Here is a 19,253-nt window from a genome sequence, read left to right as displayed (position 1 = left end):
ACCCTGTCCTAAAAAAAGAGAGAAAGGTGCGCTATTCCAGCCCGAGGCTGTTGCGCAGAATATGCAGGCGTTCATCATCCCCGTCACGGGCGGCCTGCTGAAGAGATTTGGTTGGCGAGTGGATCAGGCGGTTAGTCAGCTTGCGTGCCAGATCCTGCATGATTTCCTGCGCATCGCCGCCCTGATTGAGCGCCGCCAGCGCTTTAGCCGTCAGCTCCTCGCGGACCTGATCGGCCTGGGAGCGATATTCGCGGATAGTCTCGCTGGCGCTCTGGGCGCGCAGCCAGGCCATAAATTCGCTGGCTTCCTGCTCAACAATGGTTTCCGCCTGCACCGCCGCGGCTTTACGCTGCGCCAGGTTGTGCTGAATGATGTTTTGCAGATCGTCCACGCTGTAGAGATAGGCGTTCGCCAGTTTGCCAACCTCCGGTTCGACATCGCGCGGAACGGCGATATCGACCAGCAGCATCGGCTGGTTGCGGCGCGCCTTCAGCGCGCGCTCCACCATCCCTTTACCAATAATCGGCAGCGGGCTGGCGGTAGAACTAATAATGATATCCGCTTCTTTAAGCCGCTCATCGATGTCGCTCAGGGCGATCACCTCCGCGCCGACTTCATCGGCCAACGCCTGAGCGCGCTCGCGGGTGCGGTTGGCAATCACCATTTTGCGCACCTTATGCTCGCGCAGATGGCGGGCCACCAGCTCAATGGTTTCACCGGCGCCGACCAGCAGCACGGTAACGCTGGAGAGCGATTCAAAGATTTGTCGCGCCAGAGTACAGGCGGCAAACGCCACGGAGACCGCGCTGGCGCCGATATCGGTTTCGGTACGCACGCGTTTGGCCACCGAGAACGACTTCTGGAACATGCGCTCCAGCTCGCTGACGTTCAGATGTCCGCGACTGGAATCAGCAAAGGCTTTTTTCACCTGCCCGAGGATCTGCGGCTCGCCCAGCACCAGCGAATCAAGACCGCTGGCGACGCGCATCAGATGGCTGACCGCATCGTTGTCCTGATGCCAGTAGAGGCTTTTGCGCAGGTCGTCTTCATTTAAGCCGTGGTAATCGCACAGCCAGCGGATAAGAACTTCCTGAAGGTTATCCTGCTCTTCGACGCTGAGGTAGAGTTCCGTGCGGTTACAGGTCGACAGCACCACCCCGCCCTGCACCATTGGCTGGGCCAGCAAGCTCTCCAGCGCCTGGTCGAGCGTATCCGGCGAAAACGTTACGCGTTCTCGCAGCGCTACAGGAGCTGTTTTGTGGTTAATGCCAAGAGCTAAAAGCGTCATTGTGAGGGAGTAGTACCAGCGTTGCTAAGGTTAGTCTGCAGGCATCATACAGGATGCGCGTAATCAATAAAAGAGAGGCTCCCCTTTTGGAGTAATAGCTAATCTGTAATAGCCATTAACGGTAATTTTTTGATTTCAGACAACTTGAACGTAGACGCTACCGCCCGGCAACGCTAGCATTAATGGTTATTATTGTAACCCGCTACACAAATCGGCCAGCTGTTACTCTCATTTGCCGCATTTCACTGTAGACATCAAGGATTTGTCATCATTATGAATCGACTGTTCCGCCTGTTGCCGCTGGCAAGCCTCGTTCTGACCGCCTGTGCGATTAATGCTCCGAAAGGGCCGGGTAAAAGCCCGGATTCACCGCAGTGGCGTCAGCACCAGCAAGATGTCCGCAATCTTAATCAGTTCCAGACGCGCGGCGCTTTCGCTTATCTCTCGGATGAGCAAAAGGTATATGCCCGCTTCTTCTGGCAGCAAACCGGCCAGGACCGCTATCGCCTGCTGCTGACTAACCCGCTCGGCAGCACCGAGCTGTCGTTAACCGCCCAGCCAGGCAACGTGCAGCTGATTGACAATAAAGGACAAACCTACACGGCGACCGATGCCGAAGAGATGATTGGCCGCCTGACCGGCATGCCGATTCCGCTCAATAGCCTGCGCCAGTGGATTATTGGCCTGCCTGGCGACGCCACCGACTACTCGCTTGATGACCAGTACCGCCTGCGCGAACTGAACTACACGCAAAACGGCAAGACCTGGCACGTCACCTGGGGCGGCTACACCTCCGACACCAAACCGTCGCTGCCGGCCAATATGGAGCTTAACGACGGCAGCCAGCGCATCAAGCTGAAAATGGATAACTGGATTGTGAAATGATGACCCGCTGGCCCTCTCCCGCAAAGCTGAACCTGTTTTTGTACATTACCGGGCGGCGCGCCGACGGTTACCACACGCTGCAAACGCTGTTTCAGTTTCTGGATTATGGCGACACGCTGACGATTGAGCCGCGCGACGACGGCCAGCTGCGTCTGCTGACGCCGGTTGACGGCGTGCCGGATGAAGAGAACCTGATCATCCGCGCGGCCAGGCTATTAATGCAGGCCGGGACGCTTCCTGCGGGCAGCGGCGCCGATATCAGCATCAACAAAGTGCTGCCGATGGGCGGCGGCCTCGGCGGCGGCTCGTCCAACGCCGCGACCGTTCTGGTGGCGCTGAACCATTTATGGGGCTGTAATCTCTCGGAAGATGAGCTGGCGGCTTTGGGTCTGCAGCTGGGCGCCGACGTGCCGGTGTTCGTTCGCGGCCATGCGGCCTTTGCCGAAGGCATCGGGGAAATTCTGACCCCGGTCGAACCGGAGGAAAAATGGTATCTGGTGGCGCATCCGGGGGTCAGCATTCCAACGCCGATCATTTTTCGCGATCCGCAACTGCCGCGCGATACCCCGGCCAGGTCAATTAATACGTTATTAAAATGTAAATTCGGCAATGATTGCGAGGTTATCGCAAGAAAACGTTTTCGTGAGGTTGATGCGGCGCTTTCCTGGCTGTTAGAATATGCGCCGTCGCGCCTGACTGGCACCGGTGCATGTGTATTTGCTGAATTTGACACTGAATCCGCCGCTCGTCAGGTGCTTGAAAAAGCCCCGGCATGGCTGCATGGCTTCGTGGCGCGAGGTGTTAACATCTCTCCGCTCAAGCAGGCGCTGCGCTAAGTTCTGCTAAATTATTGCAAATTTGGCGAAAACGCCGGGGAAACTGAGTTACGGTGACAACGTCACCCTGTTCCAGACGTTGCATCGGGCTCTTTAATACACCGCCTGGATGAAATCGTGCCCACCCGCACAGTTTTTTGGCCCATTTCATCCACCACTGGACGCATGCCTGAGGTTCTTCTCGTGCCTGATATGAAGCTTTTTGCTGGTAACGCCACCCCGGAACTAGCACAACGTATTGCCAACCGCCTGTACACTTCTCTTGGCGACGCCGCCGTAGGTCGTTTTAGCGACGGTGAAGTCAGCGTACAAATCAATGAAAACGTACGCGGTGGTGATATTTTCATCATCCAGTCCACTTGTGCTCCCACCAACGACAACCTGATGGAACTGGTTGTTATGGTTGATGCTCTGCGTCGTGCTTCGGCAGGTCGTATCACCGCTGTTATCCCTTACTTCGGTTATGCTCGCCAGGACCGTCGTGTTCGTTCTGCTCGTGTGCCTATCACCGCGAAAGTGGTTGCTGACTTCCTGTCCAGCGTCGGCGTCGACCGCGTTCTGACCGTTGACCTGCACGCAGAACAAATTCAGGGCTTCTTTGACGTTCCGGTTGATAACGTATTCGGCAGCCCGATCCTGCTGGAAGACATGCTGCAGCTGAACCTGGACAACCCTATCGTGGTTTCTCCGGACATCGGCGGCGTGGTTCGCGCTCGCGCTATCGCCAAGCTGCTGAACGATACCGATATGGCTATCATCGACAAACGCCGTCCGCGCGCTAACGTTTCCCAGGTGATGCACATCATCGGCGACGTCGCCGGCCGCGACTGCGTAATGGTTGACGATATGATCGATACCGGCGGCACCCTGTGTAAAGCGGCTGAAGCGCTGAAAGAGCGCGGCGCTAAACGCGTCTTCGCTTACGCAACGCACCCGATCTTCTCCGGCAATGCTATCCAGAACATCAAAAACTCAGTGATTGACGAATTCGTCGTCTGCGATACCATTCCGCTGACGCCGGAAATCAAAGCGCTGGAAAAAGTCCGTACCCTGACGCTGTCTGGTATGCTGGCCGAAGCGATTCGTCGTATCAGCAACGAAGAATCTATCTCTGCTATGTTCGAACATTAATCGAGCCCGGCACAAAAACCCGCTGCGGCGGGTTTTTTTGTCTCTGAACCTTTTATTCTTCCACAAAATCATTCGGCATGCGTCAAGGCGGCAAGTGAATGAATCTCCGGCAGCGTACAGGCAGTACGGGATCGGGGTAAATGAACGCAGCCAACACAGAGGCATCCCGAAGGATGACGTGGAAATGACCGATGCCTCCTTCACCTGCCATTTAGTTGACAGATGATGCGCTCATGGATGAAACATTATTGTGAATAGATTATTTTCCTCACATGTGATGCCTTTCCGCGCCCTCATCGACGCTTGTTGGAAAGAAAAATATACCGCTTCGCGGTTTACTCGTGATGTGATTGCCGGGATTACCGTCGGGATTATCGCTATCCCGCTGGCGATGGCGCTGGCTATTGGCAGCGGGGTGGCGCCGCAGTACGGTCTCTATACCTCCGCGGTGGCGGGGATCGTCATTGCGTTAGCCGGCGGCTCGCGCTTTAGCGTTTCCGGGCCTACCGCCGCTTTCGTGGTGATCCTCTACCCGGTCTCGCAGCAGTTCGGGCTTGCCGGACTGCTGGTCGCAACCTTGATGTCGGGGATCTTCCTGATTCTTTTCGGCCTGGCGCGCTTTGGCCGCCTGATTGAGTATATTCCGCTATCGGTCACCCTCGGCTTCACCTCCGGGATCGGTATCACCATCGGTACCATGCAAATTAAAGATTTTCTCGGTCTGCAGATGGCGCACGTGCCTGAACATTATCTGCAGAAAGTCGGCGCGCTGGCGATGGCGCTGCCGACCATTAATCCCGGCGATGCCGCCATCGGCGTTGTCACGCTGGGCACGCTGATTATCTGGCCGCGTCTGGGGATTCGTCTGCCGGGCCACCTGCCGGCCCTGCTGGCGGGCTGCGCGGTGATGGGCGTGGTCAATCTGCTTGGCGGGCACGTTGCCACCATTGGCTCTCAGTTCCACTATATTCTCGCCGACGGCAGCCAGGGCAACGGTATTCCGCAGCTGCTGCCGCAGCTGGTGCTGCCGTGGGATATGCCGGGTTCAGACTTCACCCTCAGCTGGTCCTCGCTGCAGGCGCTGCTGCCGGCGGCGTTTTCCATGGCCATGCTCGGGGCGATTGAGTCCCTGCTGTGCGCCGTGGTGCTGGACGGCATGACCGGCACCAAACACAAGGCCAACAGCGAGTTGATTGGCCAGGGGCTCGGCAATATCGTGGCGCCGTTCTTCGGCGGCATTACCGCCACCGCCGCCATCGCCCGCTCGGCGGCCAACGTCCGCGCCGGGGCGACCTCGCCGGTTTCCGCCGTGATCCACGCGCTGCTGGTGATCATGGCGCTGCTGGTGCTTGCCCCTCTGCTCTCCTGGTTGCCGCTTTCCGCCATGGCGGCGCTGCTGCTGATGGTGGCATGGAATATGAGCGAAGCGCACAAGGTCGTTAACCTGCTGCGCTATGCGCCAAAAGACGACATTATCGTTATGCTGATGTGCATGTCGCTGACCGTACTGTTTGATATGGTCATCGCGATTAGCGTCGGCATCGTGCTGGCTTCCCTGTTGTTTATGCGCCGGATCGCGCGGATGACCCGCCTGGCGCCGGTCAACGTTGAGGTTCCGGATGATGTGCTGGTGCTGCGCGTCATAGGTCCGCTGTTTTTCGCCGCCGCGGAAGGATTATTTACCGATCTGGAAACGCGGGTCGCAGGCAAGCGTATCGTGGTGCTGAAATGGGATGCGGTGCCGGTGCTGGATGCCGGCGGACTGGATGCCTTCCAGCGTTTCGTGAAGAAGCTGCCGGAAGGCTGTGAGCTGCGCGTGTCGAACCTGGAATTTCAGCCGCTGCGCACCCTGGCGCGGGCAGGCGTTAAACCGATTCCGGGCCGCCTGAGCTTCTACCCGGACCGCAACGCCGCGCTGGCGGATATTTAATTACCCGGCGGCAGGCCCTGACGCCTGCCGCATCATCACGCCAATCGCCTGCTGAAGCCAGCCAAGCACCTCCGCCGTCATCCAGGTTCCCTTCATCAAATGCGGCTCCCGCGCCATGGCATAACGAAACTTCTGCTGCGTGTGGGGATCCGTTCCCGCATAAGACTGGAACAGCGCCAGCCAGCGCTGCGCCAGCTGCTGCCCCTCCGCCGATGCCGGGTCCCGCTTTTCACGACAGGCCCGATGCAGGTCGGCCACCAGCGCCGGCCACTCCATCAGGCGATCGAAATAGTGCTGCCGCGTAAACGCCAGCTCTTCGGCATTCAGATAGCGCGCCCAGATGGCCAGCTTGCTTTCCGCAAAGGCGCGGGTAATAAAATCAATCGTCTCCGGGGTCACCCCGGTTTGCTCGCGCATCTGCGGCTCGGCGGCGTGCATGTCATTCAGCCGGGTCAGAAACTCAGGCCTTCCGGCGGTATCCTGCTCCAGCTGCTCCATCCAGCGGGTTGCCAGCGCCATTGACTGCGGCGCGTCTGCCGGACAGCATTGGCGCATGAGCTGCTGCGCTTTGTTAACCAGCTCCAGCCAGATCTGATTGCGCTGCTCATCCTGCTCCGCGAACGGCAGCACCTGTAACTCCTGTTGACTAAACCAGCGATCGTACATTTTCATTAACTCCAGCGTTTGTAGCCAGGACTCCAGGTCGGGTTCGCCTCCGCTGTCCAGCTCTTCGCGCAGCAGCGCCAGGCGCTGGCGCAGCGTTGAGAGGGTTTGTAGCTGCCGGTCGAGGGTGGTTATCTGCTTAACCAGCAGATCGGACAGCGAGAAAGTGTCCCGGTCGAGATAGTCCTTGATAGTGGCGAGTTCCAGCCCGGCCTGCGCCAGCGCTTTGATCATATGCAGCCGCTTAACGGCCGCCAGATTATATAACCGGTAACCCGCCGCGCTTCTGGCCGAAGGCGTTAGCAATCCCGTTTGTTCATAGTGATGTAGCGTACGGACGGTTATTCCGGCGCGTTTCGCCAGTTCTCCCACCTGAATTAACATGATTGCTCCTTTCATCGGCCAGTGGCGCCACTCTGCAGCCTGACGTTACGTCAGGGTCAAGCGCTCAGTACCGGAATTGTATTAGGCAGACTGTGCCGATGAAAGATGAAGAGAGATAAGGAGGATTTGAGACAACAACAAGCGGGCAGCCTGAACGGACGGCGTTAAAACGCACCAGCCGTTCACAACGGCTGGTGGTATGGAATTCACTCAACTGTGGCGATGCTGATCGCGGCGGCAGCGTTTGTCGTAGTGGCGAACCCACCAGTATCTGTCGCTAACCTGTTCATGACCGCCGACGCGAGCGCCAGCCAGCCACAGTACCGCGCCGACAAAGATACTCAGGATCGCGCCGTGTGCGAAAAACTGCGGCAGGTCAAGCTGCGGAAGCTGGTTTAAAATAGAGTAACCAACGCCGACAACCATGACGACCAACCCCAACCCCATCAGCACATTACCGAGTAACGAAGCGTTTCTGCGTTTCATATGTCACCTCCGGAACCTTGGGTTGCATGGGAATATCCCCAAATCTTATAGGTGTAGTATAGACAATGAGCAATATACCGATTGCGTGAAGGATCACAGAAGCGAACATCTTGCCCACAAAAGTTTACAAATAACCCACTGAACAACATCAAATTCTAATTATTCAAACCCGTTATTACCTCTGTCAGCCGCGCTTCGCTGGCAGAACTTTGTCAACCGCGCGCGCAGACAGTACACTACGCGCCAGAGAACGACCCAAGCAGGATAAAAAAGTGAGCATAAAATTGATTGTCGGCCTGGCGAACCCCGGCGCTGAATACGCAGCGACCCGACATAACGCCGGCGCCTGGTACGTGGATTTACTGGCGGAACGCCACCGCGCGCCGCTGCGCGAAGAGAGTAAATTCTTCGGCTACACCTCGCGGATTAACCTTGCCGGCGAAGATGTCCGCCTGCTGGTGCCGACCACCTTTATGAACCTGAGCGGCAAAGCCGTCGGCGCGATGGCGACCTTCTTTCGCATTAACCCGGACGAAATCCTCGTCGCCCACGATGAGCTCGATTTACCGCCAGGCGTGGCTAAGTTCAAGCTGGGCGGCGGTCATGGCGGCCATAATGGCCTGAAAGACATCATCAGCAAGCTGGGCAATAACCCGAACTTTCACCGCTTACGCGTGGGAATCGGCCATCCGGGCGATAAAAATAAAGTTGTCGGTTTTGTGTTGGGCAAACCGCCCGCCAGCGAACAGAAGTTGATTGATGAGGCCGTTGACGAAGCGGCACGCTGCACCGAGGTGTGGCTGAAGGATGGCCTGACCAAAGCGACCAACCGTTTACACGCTTTTAAAGCGCAATAACCGGTCGGCGTGCGGAATTTTTGTCACGCACCGTGTATAATAGGCGAAGCTATTTACTTTTCTGCAATCTGTTCGCTGTAACAGGTTGATTATCCAAAGATTAAGGTGATTTAAATCATGGGATTCAAATGCGGTATCGTCGGTTTGCCCAACGTCGGCAAATCCACCCTGTTCAATGCGCTCACCAAAGCGGGTATTGAAGCGGCCAACTTCCCCTTCTGTACCATTGAGCCGAACACCGGTGTCGTGCCGATGCCCGATCCGCGTCTGGACAAACTGGCTGAAATCGTCAAACCGCAGCGTATTCTGCCGACCACGATGGAATTCGTCGATATCGCGGGCCTGGTAAAAGGCGCGTCGAAAGGTGAAGGTCTGGGCAACCAGTTTCTGACCAACATCCGCGAAACCGAAGCTATCGGCCACGTCGTGCGCTGTTTCGAAAACGACAACATCATCCACGTTAACAATAAAGTGGATCCGGCTGACGATATCGAGGTTATCAACACCGAGCTGGCGCTCTCCGACCTGGATACCTGCGAGCGCGCTATCCACCGCGTGCAGAAGAAAGCCAAAGGCGGCGATAAAGACGCGAAAGCCGAGCTGGCGGCGCTGGAAAAATGCCTGCCGCAGCTGGAAAACGCCGGTATGCTGCGTGCGCTGAAAAACCTGACCGAAGAAGACAAAGCGGCGATTAAATACCTGAGCTTCCTGACCCTGAAGCCGACCATGTATATCGCCAACGTCAACGAAGACGGCTTTGAGAACAACCCCTATCTCGATAAAGTCCGCGAAATCGCCGCCGCCGAGGGTTCGGTGGTCGTCGCCGTTTGCGCCGCCGTTGAGTCCGATATCGCCGAGCTGGACGATGCCGACCGCGATGAGTTTATGGCCGAGCTGGGTCTGGAAGAGCCGGGCCTGAACCGCGTTATCCGCGCCGGTTACGAGCTGCTGAACCTGCAGACCTACTTCACCGCAGGGGTGAAGGAAGTCCGCGCATGGACCATCCCGGTCGGCGCCACTGCCCCGCAGGCCGCGGGTAAAATCCACACCGACTTTGAAAAAGGCTTTATCCGCGCGCAGACCATCGCCTATGAAGACTTTATTACCTATAAAGGCGAACAGGGCGCCAAAGAAGCCGGGAAAATGCGCGCCGAAGGTAAAGACTACATCGTGAAAGATGGCGATGTGATGAACTTCCTGTTCAACGTCTAAGCTTTTCTTCGCAGTAACATCATCCATAAAATCCACGCGCTCGCGTGGATTTTTTTATTGCCCGCCATTGCCGTCAGTTCTGGCCCGCCGCCAGCGAATATTTCTTTATTTTGCGATACAGCGTAGCGATACCAATCCCCAGCTCGTCCGCCGCCTGTTTTTTATTACTGTAGCGCGAGAGCGCATCGCGGATCATCTGCCGCTCCATCTCTTCCAGCGCCGTCACGTTCTCCTCCTGAGCGAGGGTCGCTGCCGCGGAAGCAGAAGACGGCGGCTGACTCGCCAGCTCGCTGCTGCTCAGCAGATTGGGCGGCAGCAGCGACATATCGATGATTTCTCCCGACGGCACCACGTTGACCAGGTACTCCATCAGGTTGCTGAGTTCGCGAATATTGCCCGGCCAGCGGTAGCGTTTAAGGAAATCGATCACATCCTGCGCCACGCCGGGGTATACCAGGTTGAGCCGGCCGGTATGCAGATGCAGGAAATAGTGAATCAGCAGCTCGATATCCTCCTGCCGTTCGCGCAGCGGCGGCAGGCGCAGCGGGATCACGTTCAGACGGTAATAGAGGTCCTCGCGAAACTTTCCTTCCGCGATGTACAGTTCAAGATTTTGATTGGTCGCGGAAATAATACGAATATCGACCTGAACCGGGTGGCTGGCACCCACCGGCTGAATCTCCCGCGATTCGATGGCCCGCAGCAGCTTGGCCTGTAGCGTAAGCGGCATATCACCAATCTCGTCAAGAAACAGCGTCCCGCTATTCGCCGCCTGAATCAGGCCAGTCTTACCGTTTGCCGATGCGCCAGTAAACGCCCCCTTCACGTAGCCAAACAGTTCGCTTTCTAACAGCTGCTCGGGTATCGCGGCGCAGTTAATCGCGATAAAGGGCTTTGCGTGGCGGTCGCTGAGCTTATGGATTGCGCGGGCCACAACCTCCTTGCCGGTGCCGCTCTCGCCGGCAATCATCACGCTGGAAGGGCTCGGCGCCACGCGGCTGATCAGCTTTTTAAGCTGCCGCATGGGCCGACACTCTCCGACCATCGCCTCAATCTGCGGCCCTTCCTGCCCGCTGCTAAAATCGGCGGACGAGTGCGACTGATGGAACGCCATTAAAAATAGCCATTGATCCTGCACCGCGTGCAGCTGGCCGATAATGAGCTCCTTGCGATCGTCAAAGGAGATAATGTGCTGCATATGTCCGTGCTTGAAATTATCTTCGAAGGTCAACGGCTGAAACTGGATTGCCTTACCAATAACCTGTCCCTGCGTCACGCTCATTATTTTCAGCGCGGCCTGATTGGCAAATTTGACTATTTGATCGTTACCCACCACCAGCACGCCCTGATCCATATTTTCAATCATGGTTAAAAATATTTTATGGATATTGTCGCCGACCGCTCGTTCCTGTAAAAATCGGGAAACGAATATGGTTGATACATGGCGAACATAATCAGAAAACTCCTGGATATTCGCATTAATACGCTCCTGCTGCTCGCGCGTCAGCGCGACAAGGCTAATAACGCCGACGCAGCGGTCGTGATACATCACCGGGGTGCCAAGAAAGGCTTTCTCTTCACATTTATCTTTATTGTTACAGCCTTTGCAAAGGGGGTCGAAGCGGGAATGAGTGACGACTTTTTCGGTCTGTGTTTCAATAATGTAGCGAAGAAGCCGCGAGTTTGAATTTAATTTATAGCCAATCTGCTTACTATAAGCCCCGGTTCCGGCTACCCGGTATAATTCGTTATCGACAATTTCGACTTCCAGCTGGAGGACGCTGGAAAGCATCCGTGCAAACTTCTGAATTGTAGGCTGAATTTGCATTAAAATGGAGGGTGTTTTGGACGGTATCATGTATATCGGCCTTCTCATTATTGCGCACCTGAAGAGCGTCGAGCGCGGTGGCTTTATTTATGTTCTGCAGATGATATCACTCCCTTTGCCAGGGAGCATTGATATAGATAGGGCTAATCTCGGCACCTTATCTTAAATATGCAATAGGAATCACAATTTCTTATCATTATGATAAATTTATGGCGACTTTTATCATATTGGTGCGATGCGCAGATGATAATCCCATTATTCCTGACGCCAGCAATTGCCCATTACGCTGAAATTTATGGCGGGAGTAAAAACGTCCCCTCTCCCCGTCGCCAAATACTATCCTGAATTCGTGACAGACTTAGCATAATCCTAACCGTTCAATCCTGTCCGCCGCCCCTCCTCGAGAATTTGGCACGCTTATTGTTAGTGATAATACAGCGCTGGCAGTCGCTAATTCGGCAACTCTGCATATCCGACCGCACAGCAATCATTAAGCCGTCATTTACGACCAGGATTGAAACATGAAAACTGTTAACGAACTGATTAAGGATATCAATCAACTTAACTCGCATCTCAGTGAGAAAGACTTTCTGCTGACCTGGGAACAAACGCCGGATGAGCTAAAACAGGTGCTGGATGTCGCCGCCGCGCTGAAAACGCTGCGCGCTGAAAATATCGCCACCAAAGTGTTTAACAGCGGCCTGGGCATTTCCGTGTTTCGCGATAACTCAACCCGCACCCGCTTCTCCTATGCTTCCGCGCTCAACCTGTTAGGTCTGGCCCAGCAGGATCTGGATGAGGGAAAATCGCAGATTGCCCACGGCGAAACGGTGCGTGAAACCGCCAACATGATCTCCTTCTGCGCCGACGCCATCGGCATCCGTGATGACATGTTCCTTGGCGCGGGCAACGCCTATATGCGCGAAGTCGGCGAGGCGCTGGATGACGGCCACAAGCAGGGCGTGCTGCCGCAGCGTCCGGCGCTGATCAATTTACAGTGCGATATCGACCACCCAACGCAGTCCATGGCGGACCTCGCCTGGCTGCGCGAGCACTTCGGCTCGCTGGAGAACCTGAAAGGCAAGAAGATCGCCATGACCTGGGCCTATTCGCCGAGTTACGGGAAACCGCTTTCGGTACCGCAGGGCATTATCGGCCTGATGACCCGCTTCGGTATGGAGGTCACCCTCGCCCACCCGGAAGGCTACGACCTGATCCCGGACGTTATCGAAGTGGCGAAAAACAACGCACAGGCCTCCGGCGGCAGCTTCCGCCAGGTCAACAGCATGGAGGAAGCCTTTAAAGACGCCGATATCGTCTATCCGAAATCCTGGGCGCCGTACAAAGTGATGGAAAAACGCACCGAACTGCTGCGCGCTAACGACCACGAAGGGCTGAAGGCGCTGGAGAAAGCCTGCCTGGAACAGAACGCCGGGCATAAAGACTGGCACTGTACGGAAGAGATGATGAAGCATACCCGCGACGGCGAAGCGCTGTACATGCACTGCCTGCCGGCGGATATCACCGGCGTCTCCTGCGAGGCGGGCGAAGTCACCGAAGGGGTCTTCGAGAAGTACCGGATCCCGACCTACAAAGAGGCAAGCTGGAAGCCGTACATCATCGCCGCGATGATCGTCTGCCGCAAATACGCGAACCCGGGCAAGGTGCTGGAGCAGCTGCTCAAGGACGCGCAGAAACGCATCAAATAATCCCCCGGCTGGCCCACGGGCCAGCCCCACGACTGTCGAACTTCAAAGGATAAGGATCGAGTATGTCTGCTTTCTCATTGAAAATGGATATTGCCGAAAACCGTTTTTTTAACGCGGAGACTTCACCGCTGTTTTCACGCCAGCAGGCGCAGCAGGCTCGCCGCTTTCATCAAAAGATTGCCGGCTATAAGCCCACGCCGCTGGTGGCGCTGAACGAACTTTCCGCCCTGTTTGGCGTGCAAAAAATCCTCGTCAAAGACGAATCCCGGCGCTTTGGCCTCAACGCCTTCAAAATGCTCGGCGGCTCTTACGCCATCGCCCGGCTGCTATGTGAAAAATACGATTTAGATATCAACGACCTCTCCTTCGAAACGCTTAAATCCAGCATCAAAGAGAAGATGACTTTCGCCACCACCACCGACGGCAACCACGGCCGCGGCGTGGCGTGGGCGGCCCGCCAGTTAGGCCAGAACGCGGTCATCTATATGCCGAAAGGCTCCGCGCAGGAGCGGGTTGACGCCATTCTGCGCCTCGGCGCGGAATGCATCGTCACCGACATGAACTACGACGACACCGTCCGCTTTACCATGCAGACCGCGCAGAATAACGGCTGGGAGGTGGTGCAGGACACTGCCTGGGAAGGCTACACAAAAATTCCGACCTGGATTATGCAGGGCTACGCCACCCTCGCCGATGAAGCGGTAGAACAGCTCTCCTCAATGGGTATCGCCCGCCCTACGCACGTGCTCCTGCAGGGCGGCGTGGGCGCGATGGCCGGCGGCGTGCTGGGCTATCTTGCCGACGTCTACGGCGCAAAGCATCTCCATTCCATTATCGTCGAGCCGGAGCTGGCCGACTGTCTCTACCGCTCTGCGCTGAAGGGCCAGATGGTCAACGTCAGCGGCGATATGGCGACCATTATGGCCGGCCTTGCCTGCGGTGAGCCCAACCCGCTGGGCTGGGAAGTGCTGCGCAACTGCGCCACGCAGTTTGTCTCCTGCCAGGACGCCGTCGCCGCCCTCGGCATGCGAGTGCTGGGAAACCCGACGGGCCAGGATCCGCGCATTATTTCCGGCGAATCCGGCGCTGTCGGTCTCGGCCTGCTGGCGGCGATTCATTTCCATCCGCAGCGCGACGCGCTGATGCACAAGCTCAAGCTGGACAGCCGCTCCGTGGTGCTGGTGATTAGCACCGAAGGCGACACCGACGTTAAGCACTATCGCGAAGTCGTCTGGGAAGGCAGGCATCCGGCGGCGCAGTAGCCGACTTGGCAAAATTCCTCCCGCCGTGCGGGAAGCTCGTATTCAGAACTGGAGAACATCGTTATGGCTAAGCAAATTCCGTTCAACGCAATCCTGGAAAAATCAAAACAGTACGAAAAAGAGATGACCCGTTTCCTGCGCGATATGATCGCTATCCCCAGCGAAAGCAGCGATGAGAAGCGCGTGGTGCACCGCATTAAAGAAGAGATGGAAAAAGTCGGCTTCGATAAAGTTGAAATCGATCCGATGGGCAACGTGCTGGGCTACATCGGCCACGGCCCGCGTCTGCTGGCGATGGACGCGCACATTGATACCGTCGGTATTGGCAATATCAAAAACTGGAACTTCGACCCGTACGAAGGTATGGAAACCGATGAGCTGATCGGCGGACGCGGCGCGTCTGACCAGGAGGGCGGAATGGCCTCCATGGTATACGCCGGTAAAATTATTAAAGATCTGGGCCTGGAAGATGAGTATACCCTGCTGGTCACCGGTACCGTTCAGGAAGAGGATTGCGACGGCCTGTGCTGGCAGTACATCATCGAACAATCCGGCATACGTCCTGAATTTGTGGTCAGCACCGAGCCCACCGACTGCCAGATTTACCGCGGGCAGCGCGGGCGTATGGAGATCCGCGTGGAGGTTCAGGGCGTCAGCTGCCACGGCTCCGCCCCGGAGCGCGGCGATAACGCCATCTTCAAAATGGCGCCGATCCTGACCGAGCTGGAGCAGCTTTCGCAGAAGCTGGGCTATGACGAATTCCTCGGCAAAGGCACCCTGACCGTTTCCGAGATTTTCTTCACCTCGCCGAGCCGCTGCGCGGTGGCGGATAGCTGCGCCGTCTCCATCGACCGCCGTCTGACCTGGGGCGAAACCTGGGAAGGCGCGCTGGATGAAATCCGCGCGCTGCCGGCGGTGAAAAAAGCCGCCGCGGTGGTCTCGATGTACAACTACGAGCGTCCCTCCTGGACCGGCCTGGTCTACCCGACCGAATGCTACTTCCCGACCTGGAAAGTGGAAGAGAACCACTTCACCGTCCGCGCCCTGAGCAACGCCTATGAAGGGCTGTTCGGCAAAGTGCCGGTGGTGGATAAGTGGACCTTCTCCACCAACGGCGTCTCCATTATGGGCCGCCACGGCATTCCGGTTATCGGCTTTGGGCCAGGGAAAGAGCCGGAAGCGCATGCGCCAAATGAGAAAACCTGGAAATCGCATCTGGTGACCTGCGCCGCGATGTATGCCGCCATCCCGCTGAGCTGGCTGGCCACGGAGTAATCGTTCGTCCTGTCTGCCGCCGCGTCCTGCGGCGGCATATTGAGGTTTCTATGCGCGTACTGATTAAAAATGGCCTCGTCGTCAACGCCGACGGCCAGGTGAAGCAGGACCTGCTTATCGAAGATGGCCTCGTCAAGCGCCTTGCCGATTCAATTGAGGCCGAACAACCCTGCGAAGTGATTGACGCCGAGGGCTGCTACGTGATGCCCGGCGGCGTCGACGTTCATACCCATTTCAATATTGACGTGGGTCTCGCCCGCAGCTGCGATGATTTCTTTACCGGCACCCGGGCCGCGGCCTGCGGCGGTACCACTACCATTGTTGATCATATGGGCTTCGGGCCCGTCGGCTGCCATCTACGCCACCAGTTGGAAGTCTATCGCGGCTACGCCGCCTATAAAGCCGTTATCGACTACAGTTTTCACGGCGTTATCCAGCACGTTAACCACGGCATTCTCGACGAGATTCCGATGATGGTGGATAGCGGCATCAGCAGCTTTAAGCTCTATCTGACCTACCAGTACAAACTCAACGATGATGAGATATTGCAGGCGATGCGCCACCTCCAGCGCGCCGGCGCGCTGACTACCGTGCATCCCGAAAACGATGCCGCCATCGCCCAGCGCCGGGCTGAATTTATCAACGCCGGTAAAACCGCGCCGCGCTATCACGCCCTGAGCCGCCCGCTGGAGTGCGAGGCGGAAGCCATCGCCCGAACCATCAACCTTGCGCAGCTGGCGGGTAACGCGCCGCTGTATATCGTGCATCTTTCCAACGCCCTGGGTCTGGAATATCTACGCCTGGCCAGAAGACGCCGCCAGCCGGTGTGGGTGGAGACCTGTCCGCAGTATCTGCTGCTGGACGAGCGCTGCTACGAGCGCGAAGACGCGCTTAACTATCTGCTCAGCCCTCCTCTGCGCAACGCCAGCAACAACGATGCGCTATGGAGTGGTATCAGCAATGGCGACATTGACACGGTCGCCACCGACCACTGCGCGTTCTCAGCACAGCAGCGCAGGCAGATCTCCGGCGGCGACTTTAGCCGCTGCCCGAACGGTCTGCCGGGAGTGGAAAACCGCCTGCTGCTGCTGTTCTCGCATGGGGTCATGACCGGGCGCATCACCCCCGAGCGCTTTGTGGCGCTCACCAGCGCCAATCCGGCGAAGCTGTTTGGCCTGTGGCCGCAGAAGGGCTTGCTGGCGCCCGGCGCCGATGGCGACGTGGTGATCATCGACCCCAAACGCACCACCACCATTCGCCACGACATGCTGCACGACAACGCTGACTATTCACCCTATGAGGGCTTTATCTGCCAGGGCGCGATTCGCCAGACGCTCTCCCACGGCAGGGTGATTTTTGATAACGGCACCTTTAGCGGCACCGCCGGGCAGGGCCGTTTTTTACGCCGACAACCCTTTTCCACCGCTCACCTGGCCGTCAGCGGAACAGAAACGTAATGAGAGGATGCTATGAGTAAAAAAATTGTTCTCGCTCTCGGCGGGAATGCGCTGGGCGACGATCTCGCCGGACAGATGCAGGCCGTACGGCACACCGCGCGGACGATCGTCGATCTTATCGCCCTTGGTCATCAGGTGGTGGTGACTCACGGTAACGGCCCGCAGGTGGGCATGATCAACCAGGCCTTTGAAGCCGCGGCCAAGACCGAGGCCCACACGCCCATGCTGCCGATGTCGGTCTGCGTAGCGTTGAGCCAGGGCTACATCGGCTACGACCTGCAGAACGCGATTCGCGAAGAGCTGCTGTCGCGCCAGCTGGATATTCCAGTGGCGACCCTGATAACCCAGGTGGAAGTGGACGCTAACGATGAAGCTTTTCTTAATCCGACCAAGCCCATCGGCTCGTTCTTCAGCAAAGAAGAGGCCGAAAAGCTGAGCCAAAACGGCTACATCATGAAAGAGGACGCCGGGCGCGGCTACCGTCGCGTCGTGGCATCGCCTAAGCCGGTCGATATTATCGAGAAACAAACGGTAAAAGCGCTGATGGATGACTGCCACGTGGTGATCACCGTCGGCGGCGGCGGCATTCCAGTGATTCGCGAGGGTAACCATCTGCGCGGCGCCAGCGCGGTCATCGACAAGGACTGGGCCAGCGCGAAGCTGGCGGAGACGATCGACGCCGACCTGCTGATCATTCTCACCGCCGTGGAAAAGGTGGCGATCAACTTCGGTAAACCTGGCGAACAGTGGCTGGATAACCTCTCCCTGCGCGATGCCGAACGTTTTATCGCAGAGGGACACTTTGCCAAAGGCTCGATGCTGCCGAAAGTGGAAGCCGCCGCCGCCTTCGCCCGCTCCCGGCCGGGACGCCAGGCGCTGATCACCATGTTAAGCAAAGCCAAAGAGGGTATCGAAGGGAAAACCGGCACCATCATTAGCCAGTAAGCCACGCGTTGCCGGGCGCCTCCCGGCAACATTTCCCCTGGCAGGACCTCAGATTTCCACCGCCTCCACGGCATATTCCTGCTGGCCCGCCTGTTTCACCTGGTTCATCAGCCCCCCCGGAGCGCCGTTTTTCACCTGCAGGATCTCCGCCAGCACGCTGATGGCGATCTCGTTTGGCGTCTCGGCGCCGATGTCGTAGCCAATCGGCGCCCGCAGGCGGCTGATATCCGCCTCCGGCACGCCGTTCTCCCGCAGCTGGCGTACAAAGGCCTGCACTTTCCGCCGACTGGCCAGCAGCCCCAGCCAGGCGACCGGCTGGGTTATCAGCCTGTCCAGCGCCTCCCAATCCTGGTTGTTGGTGGCAATCAGCACGAAATCCTGCGGCCGTACCGCCATCGCCTCCACCACGTCCGTGAAGCTGGCGGCGTGCGCCAGCCGCGCCGAAGCGGGGAAAGCGTCGGGACAGAGGCTTGCGGCATAGGTATCGCCGACGCAGATATCAAAATCCAGCAGCGCCGCGGCGTGGGCAACCGCGCGGTTAACGTGCCCGGCGCCGACCAGCAGCAGGCGCGGGCGCAGGCCGTGAACGCTGATGTATACCGACATCGCGCCGCCGCAGTCGGAGCCCACGGCGTCGCTGCCGGTGCGCGCCATACGGCCGTGAAACATTCGCGATTCCCGCTCGCGCAGCGCCGCCTGCGCCGCATCGATAACTTTACGCTCTACCATCCCGCCGCCAATGGTCCCCACAATCGAACCGTCCTCTCGGATCAGCATCTGAGCGGCGTGTCGGGGGGTGGAGCCCCGGCTTTCAACAATCTGCGCGAGGGCAAAGGGGCGGTTCTGTTCTTCAAGCCGTGCTGCTTCTGCGAAAATATTCATACCAACCTCAAAGGCAATTTCTTTTACGGTTTTGGGGATTGTCTGCGATATTGCCCGGCTTCTCAGTTTGAGAGCTCACCCTCCGTTGAAAATACCGTCGCAGCGACCGATTATGGCTATGCAATATTTATACTGCCCCGCCGTTTTTTATCGCGAATTGTGAATCAGGTCATTTTTTTAGCCCTGGCGACGTTGAAATTAGGCTATCGCGCCGATTATTCCG

Annotated in this window: 15 protein-coding genes and 1 pseudogene; 11 read left to right on the top strand and 5 right to left on the bottom strand. The window is 57.5% G+C overall.

What is annotated here, in order from left to right; translation table 11 throughout:
* Window positions 1-31: 31 nt before the first annotated feature.
* Complete coding sequence (gene hemA / locus GUC22_RS10440; RefSeq protein ID WP_004121817.1) at window positions 32-1,288, bottom strand: glutamyl-tRNA reductase; 1,257 nt, start codon at window positions 1,286-1,288, stop codon at window positions 32-34.
* Between the two features lie 273 nt (window positions 1,289-1,561).
* Here hemA and lolB point away from each other — a divergent pair, with 273 nt between their 5' ends.
* The 4 genes from lolB to dauA all read left to right on the top strand — a co-directional run bounded on the left by lolB (window position 1,562) and on the right by dauA (window position 6,070).
* Window positions 1,562-2,173 (top strand): lipoprotein insertase outer membrane protein LolB, encoded by a 612-nt coding sequence (gene lolB, locus GUC22_RS10435; protein WP_004133358.1) that lies wholly within the window; start codon window positions 1,562-1,564, stop codon window positions 2,171-2,173.
* Window positions 2,173-3,009 (top strand): 4-(cytidine 5'-diphospho)-2-C-methyl-D-erythritol kinase, encoded by an 837-nt coding sequence (gene ispE, locus GUC22_RS10430; protein ID WP_201746414.1) that lies wholly within the window; start codon window positions 2,173-2,175, stop codon window positions 3,007-3,009. Before lolB ends, ispE begins: the two co-directional genes overlap by 1 nt.
* 183 nt (window positions 3,010-3,192) lie before the next feature.
* Window positions 3,193-4,140: a ribose-phosphate diphosphokinase gene (gene prs, locus GUC22_RS10425; protein WP_004103157.1), complete on the top strand. Its 948-nt coding sequence runs from the start codon at window positions 3,193-3,195 to the stop codon at window positions 4,138-4,140.
* Window positions 4,141-4,390: 250 nt separating this feature from the next.
* A complete protein-coding gene (gene dauA, locus GUC22_RS10420; RefSeq protein WP_074181134.1) occupies window positions 4,391-6,070 on the top strand; it encodes a C4-dicarboxylic acid transporter DauA in 1,680 nt (559 codons plus the stop codon).
* Here dauA and GUC22_RS10415 read toward each other — a convergent pair whose 3' ends face one another.
* The gene (locus GUC22_RS10415) at window positions 6,071-7,117 is read right to left on the bottom strand and encodes a MerR family transcriptional regulator (RefSeq protein WP_049133206.1); all 1,047 of its coding nucleotides are present in this window, start codon (window positions 7,115-7,117) and stop codon (window positions 6,071-6,073) included.
* A gap of 210 nt (window positions 7,118-7,327) precedes the next feature.
* Entirely contained in the window at window positions 7,328-7,603 is a 276-nt protein-coding gene (gene ychH, locus GUC22_RS10410; protein WP_004121828.1) for a stress-induced protein YchH, read from the bottom strand.
* A gap of 272 nt (window positions 7,604-7,875) precedes the next feature.
* Between ychH and pth the strand changes: the two genes are divergently transcribed.
* Complete coding sequence (gene pth, locus GUC22_RS10405; protein WP_004121831.1) at window positions 7,876-8,460, top strand: aminoacyl-tRNA hydrolase; 585 nt, start codon at window positions 7,876-7,878, stop codon at window positions 8,458-8,460.
* Between the two features lie 117 nt (window positions 8,461-8,577).
* Window positions 8,578-9,672 (top strand): redox-regulated ATPase YchF, encoded by a 1,095-nt coding sequence (gene ychF / locus GUC22_RS10400; protein ID WP_004133353.1) that lies wholly within the window; start codon window positions 8,578-8,580, stop codon window positions 9,670-9,672.
* 73 nt (window positions 9,673-9,745) lie between these two features.
* On the opposite strand, the gene GUC22_RS10395 is transcribed toward ychF, so the two are convergent.
* Complete coding sequence (locus GUC22_RS10395) at window positions 9,746-11,530, bottom strand: sigma 54-interacting transcriptional regulator (protein WP_024357857.1); 1,785 nt, start codon at window positions 11,528-11,530, stop codon at window positions 9,746-9,748.
* Between the two features lie 491 nt (window positions 11,531-12,021).
* On the opposite strand from GUC22_RS10395, the gene ygeW reads away from it, so the two are divergent.
* The 5 genes from ygeW to arcC all read left to right on the top strand — a co-directional run bounded on the left by ygeW (window position 12,022) and on the right by arcC (window position 18,148).
* Window positions 12,022-13,209: a knotted carbamoyltransferase YgeW gene (gene ygeW, locus GUC22_RS10390; protein ID WP_004133351.1), complete on the top strand. Its 1,188-nt coding sequence runs from the start codon at window positions 12,022-12,024 to the stop codon at window positions 13,207-13,209.
* Window positions 13,210-13,271: 62 nt separating this feature from the next.
* Window positions 13,272-14,471 (top strand): diaminopropionate ammonia-lyase, encoded by a 1,200-nt coding sequence (gene dpaL / locus GUC22_RS10385; RefSeq protein WP_148855271.1) that lies wholly within the window; start codon window positions 13,272-13,274, stop codon window positions 14,469-14,471.
* 63 nt (window positions 14,472-14,534) lie between these two features.
* Complete coding sequence (locus GUC22_RS10380) at window positions 14,535-15,746, top strand: YgeY family selenium metabolism-linked hydrolase (protein WP_154954959.1); 1,212 nt, start codon at window positions 14,535-14,537, stop codon at window positions 15,744-15,746.
* 50 nt (window positions 15,747-15,796) lie between these two features.
* On the top strand, window positions 15,797-17,203 hold the full coding sequence (hydA, locus tag GUC22_RS10375; RefSeq protein WP_154954960.1) for a dihydropyrimidinase: 1,407 nt from the start codon (window positions 15,797-15,799) through the stop codon (window positions 17,201-17,203).
* A 12-nt stretch (window positions 17,204-17,215) separates the two neighbouring features.
* Window positions 17,216-18,148 carry a carbamate kinase gene (arcC, locus tag GUC22_RS10370; protein ID WP_004133343.1) on the top strand — a complete coding sequence of 311 codons (933 nt, stop codon included), beginning with the start codon at window positions 17,216-17,218 and terminating at the stop codon, window positions 18,146-18,148.
* 105 nt (window positions 18,149-18,253) lie between these two features.
* Here the strand turns inward: arcC and GUC22_RS10365 are convergent.
* Window positions 18,254-19,030 (bottom strand): annotated as a pseudogene (locus GUC22_RS10365) (XdhC family protein); the annotation flags it as partial.
* Window positions 19,031-19,253: the final 223 nt, after the last annotated feature.

The organism is Klebsiella sp. MPUS7, from assembly GCF_009905335.1.
In the GTDB taxonomy this organism is placed as follows: domain Bacteria; phylum Pseudomonadota; class Gammaproteobacteria; order Enterobacterales; family Enterobacteriaceae; genus Klebsiella; species Klebsiella grimontii.
Note: the sequence above shows the minus strand (reverse complement) of the source record. Positions and strands in the feature narration are given on the sequence as shown.